This window comes from Geoglobus acetivorans (assembly GCF_000789255.1).
Classification (GTDB): Archaea; Halobacteriota; Archaeoglobi; order Archaeoglobales; family Archaeoglobaceae; genus Geoglobus; species Geoglobus acetivorans_B.
In genome coordinates this window covers 1,484,116-1,500,139 of record NZ_CP009552.1, presented here as the reverse complement: position 1 = coordinate 1,500,139, position 16,024 = coordinate 1,484,116, and the positions used below count along the sequence as shown (strand labels likewise).

At 46.4% G+C, this 16,024-nt stretch carries 24 protein-coding genes; 16 read left to right on the top strand and 8 right to left on the bottom strand.

What is annotated here, in order from left to right; translation table 11 throughout:
- Positions 1–6 precede the first annotated feature (6 nt).
- The gene (locus GACE_RS08925; protein WP_048092827.1) at positions 7–927 is read left to right on the top strand and encodes a branched-chain amino acid ABC transporter permease; all 921 of its coding nucleotides are present in this window, start codon (positions 7–9) and stop codon (positions 925–927) included.
- Positions 909–1,961 (top strand): branched-chain amino acid ABC transporter permease, encoded by a 1,053-nt coding sequence (locus tag GACE_RS08920; protein WP_048092825.1) that lies wholly within the window; start codon positions 909–911, stop codon positions 1,959–1,961. Before GACE_RS08925 ends, GACE_RS08920 begins: the two co-directional genes overlap by 19 nt.
- Here GACE_RS08920 and GACE_RS08915 read toward each other — a convergent pair.
- The gene (locus GACE_RS08915; protein ID WP_158413828.1) at positions 1,939–2,379 is read right to left on the bottom strand and encodes a GNAT family N-acetyltransferase; all 441 of its coding nucleotides are present in this window, start codon (positions 2,377–2,379) and stop codon (positions 1,939–1,941) included. The two genes, GACE_RS08920 and GACE_RS08915, sit on opposite strands and share 23 nt — an antisense overlap.
- A gap of 28 nt (positions 2,380–2,407) precedes the next feature.
- Complete coding sequence (locus tag GACE_RS08910; protein WP_048092820.1) at positions 2,408–3,331, bottom strand: biotin--[acetyl-CoA-carboxylase] ligase; 924 nt, start codon at positions 3,329–3,331, stop codon at positions 2,408–2,410.
- Between the two features lie 48 nt (positions 3,332–3,379).
- On the opposite strand from GACE_RS08910, the gene GACE_RS08905 reads away from it, so the two are divergent.
- From GACE_RS08905 to GACE_RS08890, 4 genes are read left to right on the top strand one after another with little or no spacing between them, the layout of a single operon-like run.
- Positions 3,380–3,904, top strand: coding sequence for an HD domain-containing protein (locus tag GACE_RS08905; protein ID WP_048092818.1), 525 nt, complete (start codon positions 3,380–3,382; stop codon positions 3,902–3,904).
- Entirely contained in the window at positions 3,897–4,355 is a 459-nt protein-coding gene (locus GACE_RS08900) for a Mut7-C RNAse domain-containing protein (protein WP_318249319.1), read from the top strand. The genes GACE_RS08905 and GACE_RS08900 overlap by 8 nt, the downstream gene beginning before the upstream one ends.
- A complete protein-coding gene (locus GACE_RS08895; protein ID WP_048092816.1) occupies positions 4,352–4,852 on the top strand; it encodes a DUF531 family protein in 501 nt (166 codons plus the stop codon). The genes GACE_RS08900 and GACE_RS08895 overlap by 4 nt, the downstream gene beginning before the upstream one ends.
- Positions 4,839–5,474 (top strand): RNA 2'-phosphotransferase, encoded by a 636-nt coding sequence (locus tag GACE_RS08890; protein ID WP_048092814.1) that lies wholly within the window; start codon positions 4,839–4,841, stop codon positions 5,472–5,474. Before GACE_RS08895 ends, GACE_RS08890 begins: the two co-directional genes overlap by 14 nt.
- On the opposite strand, the gene GACE_RS08885 is transcribed toward GACE_RS08890, so the two are convergent.
- The 3 genes from GACE_RS08885 to GACE_RS08875 all read right to left on the bottom strand — a co-directional run bounded on the left by GACE_RS08885 (position 5,471) and on the right by GACE_RS08875 (position 7,408).
- Complete coding sequence (locus GACE_RS08885; RefSeq protein WP_048092812.1) at positions 5,471–5,836, bottom strand: hypothetical protein; 366 nt, start codon at positions 5,834–5,836, stop codon at positions 5,471–5,473. The two genes, GACE_RS08890 and GACE_RS08885, sit on opposite strands and share 4 nt — an antisense overlap.
- Before the next feature lie 78 nt (positions 5,837–5,914).
- Positions 5,915–6,100, bottom strand: coding sequence for a ferredoxin (locus GACE_RS08880; protein WP_318249192.1), 186 nt, complete (start codon positions 6,098–6,100; stop codon positions 5,915–5,917).
- A 33-nt stretch (positions 6,101–6,133) separates the two neighbouring features.
- Positions 6,134–7,408, bottom strand: coding sequence for a cobyrinate a,c-diamide synthase (locus GACE_RS08875; RefSeq protein ID WP_048092810.1), 1,275 nt, complete (start codon positions 7,406–7,408; stop codon positions 6,134–6,136).
- A 90-nt stretch (positions 7,409–7,498) separates the two neighbouring features.
- On the opposite strand from GACE_RS08875, the gene GACE_RS08870 reads away from it, so the two are divergent.
- The 5 genes from GACE_RS08870 to cobA are packed head-to-tail and all read left to right on the top strand — an operon-like array spanning position 7,499 to position 10,787.
- Positions 7,499–8,149: an energy-coupling factor ABC transporter permease gene (locus GACE_RS08870; RefSeq protein ID WP_048092808.1), complete on the top strand. Its 651-nt coding sequence runs from the start codon at positions 7,499–7,501 to the stop codon at positions 8,147–8,149.
- Between the two features lie 5 nt (positions 8,150–8,154).
- Positions 8,155–8,418, top strand: a complete 264-nt coding sequence (locus GACE_RS08865) for an energy-coupling factor ABC transporter substrate-binding protein (protein ID WP_048093837.1) — start codon at positions 8,155–8,157, stop codon at positions 8,416–8,418.
- Positions 8,402–9,115, top strand: coding sequence for a cobalt ECF transporter T component CbiQ (cbiQ, locus tag GACE_RS08860; protein WP_048092806.1), 714 nt, complete (start codon positions 8,402–8,404; stop codon positions 9,113–9,115). Before GACE_RS08865 ends, cbiQ begins: the two co-directional genes overlap by 17 nt.
- Complete coding sequence (locus GACE_RS08855) at positions 9,112–10,092, top strand: ATP-binding cassette domain-containing protein (RefSeq protein ID WP_048092805.1); 981 nt, start codon at positions 9,112–9,114, stop codon at positions 10,090–10,092. The genes cbiQ and GACE_RS08855 overlap by 4 nt, the downstream gene beginning before the upstream one ends.
- Positions 10,089–10,787, top strand: a complete 699-nt coding sequence (gene cobA, locus GACE_RS08850) for a uroporphyrinogen-III C-methyltransferase (protein ID WP_048092804.1) — start codon at positions 10,089–10,091, stop codon at positions 10,785–10,787. Before GACE_RS08855 ends, cobA begins: the two co-directional genes overlap by 4 nt.
- Here the strand turns inward: cobA and GACE_RS08845 are convergent.
- Genes GACE_RS08845 through GACE_RS08835 form a run of 3 tightly spaced genes read right to left on the bottom strand, consistent with a single transcriptional unit; the run spans position 10,753 to position 12,707 of the window.
- The gene (locus tag GACE_RS08845) at positions 10,753–11,151 is read right to left on the bottom strand and encodes a sirohydrochlorin chelatase (RefSeq protein ID WP_048092803.1); all 399 of its coding nucleotides are present in this window, start codon (positions 11,149–11,151) and stop codon (positions 10,753–10,755) included. The genes cobA and GACE_RS08845 overlap by 35 nt on opposite strands.
- Positions 11,148–11,696 carry a precorrin-6y C5,15-methyltransferase (decarboxylating) subunit CbiE gene (gene cbiE / locus GACE_RS08840; RefSeq protein WP_052400266.1) on the bottom strand — a complete coding sequence of 183 codons (549 nt, stop codon included), beginning with the start codon at positions 11,694–11,696 and terminating at the stop codon, positions 11,148–11,150. Before cbiE ends, GACE_RS08845 begins: the two co-directional genes overlap by 4 nt.
- 36 nt (positions 11,697–11,732) lie before the next feature.
- Positions 11,733–12,707 carry a 4Fe-4S binding protein gene (locus GACE_RS08835; RefSeq protein WP_052400265.1) on the bottom strand — a complete coding sequence of 325 codons (975 nt, stop codon included), beginning with the start codon at positions 12,705–12,707 and terminating at the stop codon, positions 11,733–11,735.
- 96 nt (positions 12,708–12,803) lie between these two features.
- On the opposite strand from GACE_RS08835, the gene GACE_RS08830 reads away from it, so the two are divergent.
- From GACE_RS08830 to cobJ, 5 genes are all read left to right on the top strand, one after another.
- Complete coding sequence (locus GACE_RS08830) at positions 12,804–13,322, top strand: rRNA adenine N-6-methyltransferase family protein (protein ID WP_048092802.1); 519 nt, start codon at positions 12,804–12,806, stop codon at positions 13,320–13,322.
- Positions 13,306–13,896 (top strand): SAM-dependent methyltransferase, encoded by a 591-nt coding sequence (locus GACE_RS08825; protein WP_048092801.1) that lies wholly within the window; start codon positions 13,306–13,308, stop codon positions 13,894–13,896. Before GACE_RS08830 ends, GACE_RS08825 begins: the two co-directional genes overlap by 17 nt.
- A complete protein-coding gene (locus tag GACE_RS08820; RefSeq protein WP_048092799.1) occupies positions 13,893–14,600 on the top strand; it encodes a cobalt-precorrin-4/precorrin-4 C(11)-methyltransferase in 708 nt (235 codons plus the stop codon). Before GACE_RS08825 ends, GACE_RS08820 begins: the two co-directional genes overlap by 4 nt.
- Before the next feature lie 80 nt (positions 14,601–14,680).
- Entirely contained in the window at positions 14,681–15,280 is a 600-nt protein-coding gene (locus tag GACE_RS08815) for a cobalamin biosynthesis protein (protein WP_318249190.1), read from the top strand.
- Positions 15,264–16,013, top strand: coding sequence for a precorrin-3B C(17)-methyltransferase (gene cobJ, locus GACE_RS08810; protein WP_048092795.1), 750 nt, complete (start codon positions 15,264–15,266; stop codon positions 16,011–16,013). The genes GACE_RS08815 and cobJ overlap by 17 nt, the downstream gene beginning before the upstream one ends.
- The last annotated feature ends 11 nt before the right edge of the window (positions 16,014–16,024 follow it).

Below are 16,024 nucleotides of genomic sequence, written 5' to 3'. Positions count from 1 at the left end.
CATGCTATGAGTTTGCTTGTCAACAATGCAGTAATCTATGCTAATCTTCTCACACTTCTGGCAATAAGCCTGACCATCACGTACATAACAACTTCCGTGCCCAACTTCGCTCAGGGAAGTTTCGCAGTATTCGCATCTTATTTTGCATACCTTACGTATACAATATTCAATTTTCCAACGCCCTATTTCTCAATTCCGTTTTCCATCATGTTTGGGGCGCTCATCGGAGTGTCGACATATTTGCTGGTGCTTAAACCTCTCATACAGAAGGAAGCATCAATTTTGATTTTGATGATTGCAACCCTCTCTTGGGACCTCATTCTCCTCGGTCTGATCGGCATATTTTCTGAGTCAATGTCCAAGATGATTATGGCTGATGCATCCAAGTTCAATTTTATCAGCCTTGATTTCAAGCTGGCCGGGATAAAGGGGATACTCATCTCTTCGACCCTGGCAGTGGTCTTTTCTCTTGCTTTCCTCTTTTTCCTTCTGTACCGCACAAAGTTTGGCGTTGCCATGAGGGCATCGATGGAAAATCCCTCACTGGCGGAGATCATGGGAGTCAATGTGGAAACTACAAGGCTGTTTTCCTGGCTGCTTTCCGGAGCTTTTTCAGGTCTTGCTGGAGCTTTGCTTCCATTCCTTCAGGAAACCTTTCAGACCACCGGTCAGATGATCATTGTTTCAATATTCGCTGCCAGTATTGTTGGGGGACTTTCGACGATATACGGTGCAATCCTTGGAGGCTATCTTGTGGGGTTGTCTGAAAGTCTTGTGACCTTCTGGTTGAGTAAGATATTTGGAATGTCTGTTCTTGTTTACACCAAAGCCGTCTCTCTCACCATCCTGATTCTAACCCTGCTCTTCATACCTAAGGGACTCACGTCTGTTAACTGGAGGAGGTATATATGGCGCTGGAAACGCTGATAAGCTCAATACTGCTGTGGTTTGGAATATATTCGATTATTGCCTTAAGTCTGAACATTGAATATGGTTACGGCGGAATTCCCAACTTTGGAAAGGCTCTGGCGGTGCTTATTGGAGCGTTTACCGCCGGCGCAATTGTCAACCGAATTCTGATATCTGCGTTTTCCATAAAGGGTGACACCATAACTCAGGCCAGCGGTTTCATGAAAAGCGTGGTCGATGAAGTTATCGCAGCCAATCCCGCGTTTGGCATAGGGCTTTTGCTTTTCTCGCTGGCACTGGCGGGGCTGGTTGGAGCCGCAATAGGTGGCCTCTTCATCCTTCCCAGCGCAAAGCTTGAAAGCGATTATCTTGCAATAACTCTCCTGGCGATAGCAGAGATAATGTTCATGATCGCGTACAACAATACTGCCCTTGTCGGGGGATACTATGGTGCCCCCGTACCTGACGTTCTTGCGTTTGTCTCTGGAAGCGTGAGAGAATGGGTTTTTGTGGGTCTGATTCTCTTCTTTGCGCTGATTACGTACCTCTTTCTCGAAAGGGCGCTCAATTCCCCTTATGGAAGACTGCTCAGGGCGATGAGGGAAGATGCAGTCGCTCTGCAGTTTTCTGGAAAGGACATAATGTGGGTGAGAATCAAAACCCTTGCATTCAGCTCTGCAGTAGCTTCAATGGCCGGTGTGCTGTATTCATATTATGCCGGAAACGTTATTGGGATTGTTAATCTATTTGCAAGGGTAAACTGGACGTTTTATCCTTTCCTAATGGTCCTCCTCGGGGGAATTTCCAATAACAGAGGTGTTCTTGCGGGAGTTATGAGCTTTGTGGTCATCTGGAGGCTGCTTGACGGGTATAAGCATGAGATCGCATCACTGCTGAATCTTCCGTTTGATGTGAACTGGCTGCAGTATATAATATTCGGCGTTCTGATGATAGTGATTCTCTACTATAGGCCCGAAGGGTTGATTAAAGAAAAACCAATTGAAACGGAACCATTAAAAGATCTCAGGTCTAAACGGTCAGAGAAAGCCTGAAAGCGTGCTTGGAGATTCCGTAGTAATGCTTTATGGTCTCCTCTATTTCAAATCCGTTGCTCATGTAGAAGTCAAGCGCCGAGCTGCTCACCGAGACATCTGCGTAAATTTTTCTGAACCCACGCTTGAAAGCCTCTTTTCTTGCCCCATCCACGAGAGCCTTACCTATTCCGGACCCTCTGTACCTGTTGTCCACAATAAGGCTCCCGATGTGAAAACTGTTTTCGTCCCAGTACAGAACAGCAAACCCCGCAATTTCTCCGTCTTCTTCACACACTATCACTTTCTTGCTGTAGTCGGTCTTTGAAAGGTCTGCAAAAACGCTGTATCCGAAATGCTCGTATTCGGCAATGATAATCTCTTCAACCTCTTCATCTTTCATCTCTCTGACGAGATAGCCCGTAAGCACATCTACCATGGAGAACATCCATTTAAATAATTTTTGTTCAGTAGTTGGTGTAAAAGCACTCCCCGGAAATTATTTTCTCATTCCCGCGCTCTGTTCTTATAATCAGGCCCCCATCTATGTCGATGTCCATGGCCATACCCATGTATCTTCGTCCTCCGGCATCGATTACCACATGCTTTCCAATGGTGCTGCTGAGCCCCTTCCATTCTCCGAGTATTGATTCCCACTCTGAAGGGTATCTTTTCATCAGCTCTGAAAGATTTCTGCACAGCCTGACAAAAACATCTGTTATGCTGACACTTTCGTCAATTTCTTTGAGGGATACTGCTTTATCTCTCAGATGATCTGGTATTTCGTTCTTAACGTTAATTCCTATTCCTATGATTACTCTGGCCGAAAGCTCTTCCCCTACAAACTCACTCAGTATTCCTGACACCTTTTTGTCGTTTATCAGTACATCATTCGGCCATTTTATCCTTGCTCCGTAATTCTCAAGTGTTTTGGCAACAGCCACCCCCGCCAGAAGGGTCAGTTTTGGTATTTCGTTTACAGGAATGCTGAGGTTCAGAGAAAATGAAACATACAGCCCACCCCTCTGGCTCTCCCATTTCCTGCCGATCCTTCCTCTTCCAGCACTCTGGGTCTCTGCAAAGACTGCCGAATTTTCGACCTCTTTTGCAAGTCTGTTTGTGGAGTCAACTTCTCTGAAGTAGTGGAAGTTCTGCAGCCCCGGAATTTCTTTCAGGGCGAGAGCCATATCGAATGGTGACGGGTCAGGTTTGGATACGATTCTGTACTTTGGCCTTCTCTCCAGAATGTATCCTGTTTCCTCAAGTTTATGGACGAATTTCCACACAGATGTCCGGCTCACGCCGAATTTTTTCGCCAGCTCCTCCCCGCTCGCACCCTTTTTCAGTTCTGTGAACATGTCGAGTCTTCTGTCGTTCAGCTCAATTTTCATCGAGAAATGTACCGCAAACATTTATTTAAGCATTGAGAAATTCTCTGTATGCCTCTTGAACGCCTGATATTTGAACTCGCCTCGCTGAAATCTGTTCCGAGGTCTGGCTGGCTGAAAGTAGGTATCGAGAATCCTGAAAGCGTTGCCGAGCATTCATTTCTGTCAGCCGTAATAGCATTCTTTCTCGGTTTAATGGAATACGGTAATCTGGATGATGCTGCTAAGTGCGGTATTGCAGCACTGTTTCACGATTCAGCAGAGGCAAGAACCCTTGACCTTCATAAGCTTGCGAAGATGTATGTTGATGTGGATACAGAAAAAGCGTTTGATGACCAGATGGATTTTGAGGAAGCGGGACTGCTGAAAGATATGCTTGAAAGGTATGCTGACATCGTCCATGATGCCGATAAGCTTGAACTGTATGTACAGAGCAGAATATATGGGCTGAGAAACTCTGATGCAGAGCTTTTTGGACAGAACATTGAGCTGAAAACGAGTTCAGGGCAATCACTTTACAGGAAGCTTGAGAATACCGATCCAAGGTGGTGGATGGAATTTGAGGTTCGTGGTTGACAGGATGCTTGGCAAGCTAGCAACCTGGCTCAGAATCTTTGGGTATGACACTCTTTACATCGGAGACTTCGAAGTTGATGATGAGGACACATTTCTTCTTGAAAACTTCCTGGACAGAATTCTCCTGACGAGAGATAAGGAGCTTTACGAACGATGCGTCAAAAAAGGAAGGAGTGCTGTTTTCATCGACAGCGACAGTGTAATTGAGCAGATCAGAGAGATGCAGGGATTTGGGATAAATACAGAGATCAGGATGGAGAGATGCAGTGTCTGCAACACCCCTCTGAGAAAGCCGACTGAACATGAGGCAGAGGAGGTGATGAAAATGGAAGGCATAGAGGAGAACCTGATGGAAAGGTACGAGCTCTGGTACTGTGAGAAGTGCAGAAAGCTGTACTGGCTTGGCAGTCATTACAGGAATATGGTTAGGTTTCTGGAGGGTTTGAAATGATGGTTGCATGTCTGGTTAACACGTATGATAAACTGAAGCTTCATGAGATCCATCTCAGGACAATAGCAAGGGCTGCTCCGCTCTGTTATGCTTACGACTTTCATCTCGCCCTCTTTGATTTCAATTTCTGGAAGGAACGGGGCGAGCTTGTCAGGGACGTTATGGATTACACCACCATCGGTGGGGGTGGCAGGTATCTAAAAATGCTTGAAGATGAGGGAAGGCTGCATTTAATCAGTAAAATCCCTTCCCATTTTGGAGAGGTTGTTGCAACAACTTCCAAACCGGAAAATAATGTTCTGTCGCTTGAGGATATTCGGAAACTTAAATCTGCCTGTTTTCTCATCGGTCTTGGAAGAAAGGGTCTCCCAAAAGATTTAATAAAGAGAGCCAGATACAACCTTGACGTAACATTCAGAGGAGTGAGCCTTGAAACCTGCAGTGCAATCGGTGCAATACTCGCGTTAGTCTGGGTGGTGAGGTATGGAGGATGTTAGGATTTGCCCGGAACATGGATTTTACAGGGGAGAAACCTGTGATGTTTGCGGCTATTCTGGAGAGGTTGTGATTCCGAAGGAAAAGGTTGAGAGACTCGGAAAGTTCATATCGGGCGTTCTGAGGCACTTTCCTGACAAATTCCGTCTGGAAATGGATGAAAATGGATGGGTGGACTTTGAACGCCTGCTGAGAATAGTTTCGAGGAGGTACAGGTGGGCGAACAGGTGGGTTGTAAAAGCCCTGATCTACAGCGATAGGAAGGGCAGATATGAGCTCAAGGAAGGAAAAATAAGGGCGAGATATGGACACAGCGTTGACGTTAAGCTTACAGACATGCCCGATGCTGAGGAAGACCTGCTCTACTATGGTACAAGCGAGGAGGAGTCCGTGAGACTTCTTGATCTTGGAATCAAGCCTGTCAACCAGGCTTATGTGCATCTCTCAACGACACTTGAAAAAAGCGAGGAAGTTGCAAGATTGAGGACTGACGAGCCAATAATTCTGGAAATAGATGCAAAAAAGGCGAGAGAAGACGGTATAAGGCTGATAAAGGTCAATGAGCATATAGTTCTCGCAAAAGAGATACCTCCTGAATATATTCTAAGGGAGATAAGACTCTAATTTTTTGGTCTCTCAAACTCTGGCCTCAGTTCGGTGACGTTTGTGAGGAAATAACTTTCGTTTCCGTTTACTATTTTTACGGCAACAGGTTCCTTGAAATGCACTGTCTCATTGAGCTGAATCGTTACGGATGTGAAGCCGGCATGGACTAAGGTGTAGTTCCCCAGGATGAAATTTTCCGTAATTTTCTTTGAAAATTCTCCTCCGAGAATAAATGCAAGGAAGCCTTCAAACGGATTCAGGTCGTAGTTTATTTTCAGGGTGGAGGTACTGGCATTGTATTCAAGCCTCTGTATATCCCAGGCTCCGGCGATTCCCGAGAATAGCAGTACGATGACCACCGCTGCAACAAGTTTTCGCATTACTTTATGGCCTGAGATGTGCTTTAAATTCTTTTCCGTGGAAAATATAAATAGAAATCTTAATTTAAATGGAAATTTTCACTCTATCGTTATTGCTTCTACCGGGCAGTTATCCGCGGCTTCCTGGCAGCACTCCTCAAGACCCTCGCATTCGCCAACAACGTGGGCGAGACCATCGTCGCCCAGCTGGAAAACCTCAGGACAGATGCTCTCACACGTCCCGCAGCCCGTACATGTGCTCTCATCAATCACGACCTTCATCATATCACCTTAAAATCAAATCAGATTATGAAGGATTTAAGCGTTTCCCCTAAGAAATTCTTTGATGTTTGCCGAATGGAAATGAATGTGGCTGTAACCTGCGAGCGTTCTGTGGGCCATAGCCCCATCCAGACCACATGCGATTCCCTTTCCATCCGTTCTGAAGGCGAACTTCACATCGCTGTCAGGGTGAGCGACGCTGTAGTGGAATTCGTGACCTCTGAAAGATCCGGTGAAATAGGGGTTGTCTCGTATAACCTCTCCTCTGATGTATCCGAGTGCCTGGAGTTTTTTCGTGAATTCGATGTCCAGATCAAGGACACCCGCCATTTTTCTTTTTTTTCCGTCAATCTCGAGCGTTCTTGAGAGAACCATCATGCCCCCACATTCAGCATAGATGGGTTTCTCGTCAAGGGCCTCCTTCCTTATAAACCTGAGGAATTCCGGAAACTCGTAAAGTTCGGGGTATCCGCCCCCGATGTAGTATGCATCGCATTCGATTCTTTCTCCTTTCAGGGGGGAGAAGAACTCAATTTTGCCAAACTTCCTGAGAGCCTCAAGGTTATCTCTGTAGTAAAACGAGAATGCCTCGTCAAAAGGAACTCCGATTTTGAATCCGCCTCTTTCAGTCTCTTTAAATTCCTTGCAATCAATTTCCAGCTCGCTTATCTCCAGGATTCCGTCTATGTCTATGTGTTCTTCGGCAAATTCAGCAATCCTGTCCAGGTCTCTCTCCACCTCCATACCCAAGTGCAGTCCCAAGTGTCTGCTCTCCACTTTCAGCAGGTCTGTTTCCGGCACAACTCCGAATACCCTGTAGCCCTTTTCCTCAAAAACCCTCTTCAGTCTCTCATGGAATTTCGTTGCGCTGTTGAATATAACTCCTGCCACGTTAAGCCTTCTGTCGTAATTTCTGAATCCTTCAAACATGGCCAGTGCCGATACTGACATTGCCCTGACGTTCATTGTAAGTATGACTGGAATATTCAGGATTCTGGCAATGTGGGCGGTCGACGAGAAGGTCGTCAGGTTGTATCCATCATATAGCCCCATAACGCCTTCGATCAGGGCGACGTCCTTTCCTCTTGTCCACCTGCAGAAAGACCTTCTGACACCGTCTTCCCCCATCATGAATGCATCGAGGTTCACTCCCCATTCGCAAAAGGAGTAATGTGTTGGATCGATGAAATCGGGACCAACCTTGAACGGCTGAACTTTCAGTCCCCTTTTCATCAGAGCTGAGGTTATGGATATTCCTATGGATGTTTTTCCAGAACCACTGTTTGTTCCGGCAATTACGAAGGCGTGCATGAATTTTCCCCCTCTTTTTTAATCATCCGCTTCGAAAGTTTTTTAAATATTGTCAATTTTTCTTGACAAAAAATCAAGAGAGGTGGTTTAATGCACATCATGGAGGGTTTTCTTCCACCGGTATGGGCCGTGTTCTGGTATGCAGTGTCGCTGGTTTTCGTTGTTTACGGAGCAGTGAAGTCAAAGAGACTGATTGATGAGAACCCGAAAAACAAAGCTCTGCTGGCTGTGGCTGGGGGGTTCATTTTTGTCCTGTCGTCTCTGAAAATTCCTTCTCCCGTTACCGGTAGCTGCTCTCATCCAACTGGCACGGGAATTTCAACGATGCTTTTCGGGCCTTCGGTTACTGCATTTCTTTCGGCAATAGTTCTTCTGTATCAGGCATTGCTCCTTGCTCATGGAGGGCTTACAACGCTCGGTGCCAACACGGCGTCAATGGGTATTGTGGGACCATTTGCCGGGTGGCTGGTTTACAGGGCTTTGAAGGGCAGGGTGAGCCTCAAGGTGAATGCATTCATAACCGCAGTTGTTGCCGACTGGTTCACCTATGTTGTGACGTCTCTGCAGCTCGCACTGGCTTTTCCGGGGACCAGCATGATAAACTCGGCGCTCACGTTCATGGGCATCTTTGCTCTAACTCAGATTCCGGTTGCGATTGTTGAGGGAATTTTCTCTGCTCTGCTCATAGGTTACATTGCACAGATTGACCGCAATGCGGTGAAGGAAGGGGTGGTGGCGTGAAAAGGATGCTGTTCATGCTGATACTGGCATTTATGGTTCTCCAGCTTCCGCTGGCAAAAGCTGAAAACTGGTCAGGAGCGGATGAGAAAGCTGAGGAGGCAATAAAACAGCTCTCTCCTGACTATGAGCCGTGGTTTTCACCGGTCTGGGAACCACCGAGCGGTGAAATCGAGAGCCTGCTCTTCAGTGTTCAGGCAGGTATCGGAGCGTTTGTCGTTGGTTACGTGATCGGCAGGCACGGTGCTGGTAGAGATGCACGAAACGCTTGAGGAAATCCAGGCAAACTCAAGAAAACTCATAGATGGGCCGGTGAACGTTTATTTTGTTATCTTTTCATTTATTCTCCTGTATGCGTTCAACAAAACACCGGTTTTTCTCTTAGCATTCCTCATCTTCTCAGCCCTGTGTCTTTACTCGACTGGATTCAGCTACTTCAGGTTTTTGAGAGTGCCGTCATACTTCATAGCTCCTGCTCTCTTTGTGATTGCTGTCATCACGCCTGGTGAGCATCTCGTATGGCTCATCAGCAGGGAAGGTGTGGAGACAGCTTTCAGGACATTTCTGAGAACGTATTCGTCCCTCTCGCTCATGCTCTACCTGATCTTTACAACCAGCATTCCCGAATTGCTGTCTGCCCTGAAAAAACTCAGATTGCCCGATTTTGTCGTTGAAATGATGTCTCTGATTTACAGGAGCATACAGATCTTTCTTGACGAGCTTTTCAGGCTTGAAACATCTGCAGAATCAAGACTGGGCTTTGCGAACAGAAAGAGTTTCGTGAGGACTGCTGCTTTGATTGGATATTCGATGTTTGTGAAATCATTGGATAGAGCGGAAAAACTGGACATGGCGATGGAAGCAAGGTGTTACTCGGGAAAAGTCCCGGTCGTTACAGGAGGGAATAGAGGGACGGTTCATGCACTGGTGATAGTCCTTCTCCTGACTCTTGCGGGGGTGGTACTCTGATAGAGGTCAGAAATCTGTGGTTTTCTTACGGGGACAGGGATGTCCTTAAGGGAATCGATATGGTTGCTGAGAAAGGAGAGGTAACGATACTCATGGGAAGGAATGGGGCGGGAAAATCAACTCTTTTAATGCACCTGAACGGACTTTTAAGACCTGACAGAGGCGAGATTTATGTTGATGGGGTGGAGGTGAAATACGACAGAAAGTCACTCGTTGCGCTGAGGAAGAAAATAGGATTTGTTTTTCAGAATCCGGACGACCAGATCGTCGCTCCGACCGTATGGCAGGACGTCGTTTTCGGGCCTGAAAATGTGGGGATTAGAGATGACGGTAAAATCATGTCAATTCTGAAAAAGCTCGGTCTTGGTGGTTACGAAAACAGACTCTGCAGCAGGCTCAGCGGTGGAGAAAAGAAAAGAGTAACAATAGCAGGAGTCCTCGCAATGGAGCCGGATTATGTGGTGATGGACGAACCTACGGCAGGAGTGGATGGTCTCGGGTTGAAAGAGATAATTGAGATTGTCCTGGAAATGAAAAAGGAGGGGAGAGGATTGATAATCTCAACACACGATTACGACTTCGCAAGGGCTGTGGGGGACAGGTTTTTGATCATGAATGAGGGCAGGGTCATCTTCGATGACGTTTACATCGATCACTCCATCGCGGAGAGGTGTGGGGTCAGGACATGGTACAATGGCGGAGAGGTCGTGATTGTTCCCGATAATTCCTGCCTCCCGGATCCAGATGAATTTGACTTCGTGGCTGTTATGGGGAAAAGTGCAAGAGAATGGCTTGAGAGAGAAGGAGTTGAGCCGGATATAACATCTGCTGCAATGGAAAGGGCTTTCCTTAGGGCCATAGGGGGTTCAAGGATAATGCTTGTATGCTCTGAAAGCATGATAGATGTTGTGAAGAGGGAAGCGGTCAATTATCCTGTAAAGGTCACCGTTCAGAAAACAGAGGTTGTGAGGGTATGAGGGGCTTTGTGTATATTGTTGGAGCAGGTCCTGGGGACCCCGAACTCATAACTCTCAGGGGACTCAAGGCTCTTGAAAAAGCGGATGTAATTCTGTATGATGCGCTCATCGATGAAGGAATCTTTGAGCTTGTTGATTGTGAAAACAAAGAGCTTGTTTATGCTGGAAAAAGAAAAGGCGATGGTAACGGGGAGAAAAGGCAGAAAGAAATAAACGAAATGATGAAAAAATATGCGCTTGAGGGGAAGACTGTTGCGAGGCTGAAGGGAGGGGATCCCGGAATTTTTGGCAGGCTTGCGGACGAAATTCTCTTTCTGAAGGCGAACAGAATACCGTTTGAAATAATTCCCGGAGTAAGCTCTTTGAATGGTGTTCCTGTCCTTGCCGGAATTCCTCTGACTGCCAGGGGGATTTCATCACTCACAGTTCTTTCGGGAAGAGAGGATTTCGGGATTGAGGCGATATTGGGAGGAACGTTTGTGGTCATGATGGGGAGGGATAGCATCCAGAGCGTTGCGGAGAGGATGATTGAAATTGGTATCAGCCCCGATAAACCTGCCGTTGCAATCGAGAACGGCACTCTGGATACTCAGAGGATCGTTAAGGGAAGATTGAAGAACATAGGTGAAAAAATGAGGGATTTCAAAGGGCCGGTACTGTTCATTGTTGGAGATGTTGCTGACCTCCTGCCCTGAATGCGGAGTTGAGAATGGCGTAGGTTATGAACGTATCCTCGCCGATGGGTTCGCAGATGACAATCTTCTTGCCATCCATTTCCGTGACTTTCACTCCCCTTCCCTCGTCGAGGTTGAAGAACGCTGGCAGGTCTTTCGTTACATGCAACCCATAGGATAGAAACATTGGAACGAGGAAAATCAACTCCGATTGCATTTCTCTGACAACTGCATCGGGTGTGGGTTCTCTGTCTCCCGTGGCGTAGGCTATCTCGACTTCATCGAATATGCCAAAGCTCTGGATTCTCTTCTTATGCTCTGCCATAACTTCGGCATAGTGGGGCCGATTGCTGCCGTGTCCGACGATAATCAAACCCCTTTTCATTCTTTCACCCTCACAAAGACGATTGTGTAATTCTCCTCAGCGGTAAAGGAGTCCTGGACTTCATAAATCTTCTCATTTTCATTTTCGAGATTTTCGAGTATCACCATCTTTTTTCCTGGAAAGTCAAGCTGGACACCCTTTCTTGTCAGGATCAGCATGTTTCTCTGCCCCAAAAATTCTGGATTCTGGCTGTGGGCATTGAAAACGCTCACATCGCAGATGTCAGCCTTAACCCTTGCAAGTGCAATTTGAACGCTCGAAATCCCGGGGATTATTTTTGCATCTTTGAAAAATCTGCCCAGGCCTGCAACCATCGGATCACCCGTTGAGAGAACAGCAACATCTCTCTCTGCACCTTCACGTTCGATTTTTCTGTAAACGTCTTCATCGAACCTCTTCAAAACAGTCGCTTTTCCCTTAACCCACTCTTTGGCAATTGTTAACGCTCTTTCGCTTCCATAAACCTTCTCAGCTCTTGAAATTGCTTTTTTTGCTTCGTCCGTGAGATGTTCTTTCTTGAGTCCAACTCCGACAACGAACAGCACAGCTTCATTACGTCACTGCATTTAAAAAATTGTGGTTCAGTGTCCTATGAACTCTCTCAGTGCAAGCAACTTTTTGTAGTCCTCGTAGGTCAGAATGCTGTCCCAGTGGCCGCTCAGCTTTGCAATTATGAAGAACCCGAACAGCATGGCGACAATCGTCAGAGGATATATGAACCTGCTCATGCTTTTCCCCGCCACTTTAAGAGACAGGTAATCATGAGGACACGTTTTAACGCATTCCAGGCACATTATGCATTCCGGACCGTTGACCGATTCCCTCTCACTTATCTCGATAAACGAGGGGCATACTTCGTCGCATCTTCTGCAATATGTGCAATCGGTTTTTTCAATTCTTGCCGGCGATAGGTATGATAGAATGCTGAGTAGGGCTCCGTAAGGGCACAGGAATCTGCACCAGAAGTTTCTGACAAAAAGGGTTAGAATGATTATCAGTGCAGTAACAGCAATTGTCAAGGTTCCTGGCTTAAGCCAGAAATCCAGCAGTTTAACATCTGCTATCGCCCAGTATGGCGAAAAGATGAACGCTGTAAGCTCTTCTGGTCTCATCGGGAGGATGAGATAAAGGAAGAACAGCAGAAGCAGGTATTTTATGATTCTGGCATAACTGAATCCCCTGAGGTTTTTCCCTGAAATCTTCTTTCCTGCGAGGCTCACCATCTCCGAGAGGAATCCGACCGGACATACCCACCCGCAAAAACCTCTTTTCAGAAGTACCGCTGATAGTATTATTGAAAGAAATATTACAAGAGCTGCCGGATGGATTGGATCAATGTAATGGTTTACGATCAGATTTTTTAATGATACGAGTGCACCAATTGGTAAAAAAGCTTCGATTGATACAGGTCTGCTCACGTAGGGCCAGCCAGCGTCGAAATGCTTGACGAAGAGGTAAAGCCTTACCCATGAATATGTTGCAAGAGTGAAGAAAAAGACCTGAAAGAACCTTCTGTAATGCTCAATAATGAATGAACGCCATTTTGTTTCGTTCATGGCGGTATGTTCTCCCTCCAGGCTTTATTTGTTATCCCGAACATTTTCGACTCCAAAAGGCAATGCTTTAATACAATGTCAAATTTTCTTGTTCCAATGGAAAGTAAACTTAATCAAGGAAAGTTCACGAAGGATGAGGTCATTGGCATAGTGTTTTCAAAGTTAATGCCGGGCAGGAGCTGGGTGTTTGCTGACATAGGTAGTGGAACAGGAAGGGTGGCAGAATTCTTTTCGAGATATGTCCACAAGGTTTATGCGGTTGAGGTGGATGGAGAACTGGTTTCACGGCTTGAGGAAAAATTCAGGGGGACAAATGTGGAGGTTATATACTCAGATGGTTACGATTTTCTGAAAGAACATGAGGTTGATGGGGTTTTTTTCGGCGGGACGAGGGACATAGAGAGGATGATTGATGTTTGCAGAGCAAACAGGATTGCAGTTAACTGTGCGAGAATGGATGTGGCTCTCAGGGTTGCAGAAAAGCTTAAGGAGAAGGGGATGTTTGAGGAGATAGTTCTTGCAAGCATATCTAAAAGCTACGAACTTGCGGGAGGCATGGCTTTTAAATCTTACAATCCTGTTTTCGTGGTGGTCGGGCATGCTTTACGGAGTTAGTCTTGGGCCGGGCGATGCGGAACTTGTAACTCTCAGGGCTAAAAAAGTGATCGAGCAGGTGGATGAAGTTATTGTGCCGGGAAGGCTTGCTGAGAACGTGGTAAGAAATTACAGGGAGGATGTCAGAGTCGTTGAATTTCCGATGGGCAATGCTGAGAAAATTGTTGATGTGCTTTCCAGTGAGCTTGCACAGAGATGCGTTGAAGAGGACATAGCTTTCTGTGTGCTGGGAGATGTTGCATTTTTTTCGACGTTTCAGGATGTGTTCCATGCTGTGAAACAGAGGAATCCTGGAGTTGATGTTGAACTTGTTCCAGGTGTACCGAGCTTTACAGCCGTTTTCTCAAAACTTAAAAGGTTTGTTGACTCTTCTTTCAGAGTAAGTTCGGCTCTCGATGGCGAAGAGCGATATGTAGTTGTTTTAAAAGCAGTCAAGTCTTTGGAACTGGCTGAAACGCTCAGAAATGAGGGCTACAGAGTTGTCCAGGTAGAGAGGATGTTCATGGAGGGAGAGTCCATTGGGGAGCCGAAAGAAAAGTCGTCGTATTTCACTTTGCTGGTGGGGTGGAGATGAAGGTATATTTTGCGGGTTTCGGTCCTGGCAACCCGGAACTTCTTACAGTAAAAGCCTACAAACTGCTAAAGGAGGCAGATCTCATAATCTACCCGGGTTCGCTTGTTGAGGCTGGGTTTCTGGATGAATTCAGTGGTGAAAAGGTGGACAGCTACGGGAAAAGTCTCGAGGAAATCGTTGATTTAATTGAAAAGGCCGTCAGAGAGGGGAAACTTGTGGTCAGGTTGCAGAGCGGCGATCCAAGCATTTACGGGGCGATAAATGAGCAGATTGCGGAGCTTGAAAAGCGTGGGATTGAGGTTGAGGTGATCCCGGGAGTCAGCAGCATCTTTGCATCCGCATCCGCAATGAAGAGCGAGTTAACCTCGCCAGACATCCCGAGTGTGGTGGTAACAAGACCGGCAGGCATGACACTCGAGAAGGATGAGATTGAGGAGTTTGCGAGAACAAATTCCACGCTGGTAATTTTGCTGGGGATAGATAAAATCAGAGATATTGCCGAGAGAGTGGGGAAAATCAGAGGTTATGATGAGCCCGTGTGCGTTGTTTACAGGGCGAGCAGAGAGGACGAGCGGGTTATTGAGGGAACTCTTGCCGATATCGCTGACAAGGTAGAAAAGGCAGGAATCAGAAAAACTGCAACAATAATCATAGGCAGAGCCATAAAAACTGCAAGGAGGTCGATACTATACGCATCGCGGTAGTTGGATTTGAAAAAGACCTGGAAAAGCTGAAAAAAGTTGCCGGATTTTTAAGTGGAGAAATTGTAATCTATGAGAAAAATGTGTGGGAGAAACTTGCTGATTGTGATGCAATCGTTGCCATCATGCCCACCGGCATTGTCGTCAGGGGGGTGTGTGGAATTATAAAGAGCAAATGGGCTGATCCTGCTATCGTGGTGATTGACAAGGGGATGAATTATGCAGTACCTCTCCTGGGAGGGCACCATGGAGCGAACGAGATTGCTCTGAGGCTTGAGAAGCTTGGAATGAGGGCAGTGATAACCACCGCAATGGAGTTCGAGGATGGGCTGAGTGTGGGCATCGGATTCAGGAAAAATTCCATGGCTGAAGAAATAATCTGCGCTATTGAACGGGCTTTGAAGGAAATTGGGGCTGGAAAGAATGATATCCGTGTAATTTCAACGTGGGAGGGAAAAAAAGGCAGCGAGGAACTGATAAGGGTGTCTGATTACTTTAAGAGACCTCTCATGTTTCTGAGTGATCAGGAAATTAACAGCACGGAAGTCCTGTCTGAATCTAAGGCTGACCGTATCGGACTTAAGAGTGTTAGCGAGGCATGTGCTCTTTATTTTTCGAGAGAAAAAAAGATTTTACTTCCCAAAAAAATTTACGGAGGCGTTACAGTTGCAATCGCAAGGTAAGCTTTATGTCGTTGGGATAGGACCCGGATGCAGGGAATTGCTTACGCTTAAAGCTAAAGAAGTCCTTGAAAGTGCAGATTATGTTATAGGGCATAAAAGATACCTTGATTTTGTCAGAGATATTATAACTGGCAAGATCGTAGAGAGCGGAATGGGCAGAGAGGTTGAGAGAGTGAAAAAGGCCATAGGGCTTGCAGGGGAAGGTTATCTTGTCTGTCTTGTTAGCGGTGGAGATCCCAGCATTTACGGACTTGCCCCTCTTGTTGCGGAGGTCATTTACAGGAATGGAATCGAAATTGACTGGGAAGTGGTTCCGGGAGTTTCTGCCTTAAATGCAGCTTCCCCTCTGTTTGGCTCTGCCATAGCCGGGGATCATGCCGTGATCAGTTTGAGTGACCTGCTCACTCCATGGGCCCTCATCGAAAGGAGGCTGAGAACTGCACTTGAGGGGGATTTTGTTATTGCGCTGTACAATCCCTCGAGCAGAAAGAGGAAATCCCGGCTGGAAAATGCTGTTGAAATAATTCAGGAGTACAGGGGCAACTGCTTTGTTGCCCTCGCCAGAAATGTTTGCAGGGATGGTGAGGATATCAGGGTTGTGCGACTCGATGAGGTTGTAGGACTTGCGGACATGCATACGCTGATCATAATCCCTTCGTCTGGAACAATCGTGGATGGTGGTCAGATGATAACTCCAAGAGGATATTCGGAGAAATATGATCTGGAGGTGTGAATGTGCAGGAT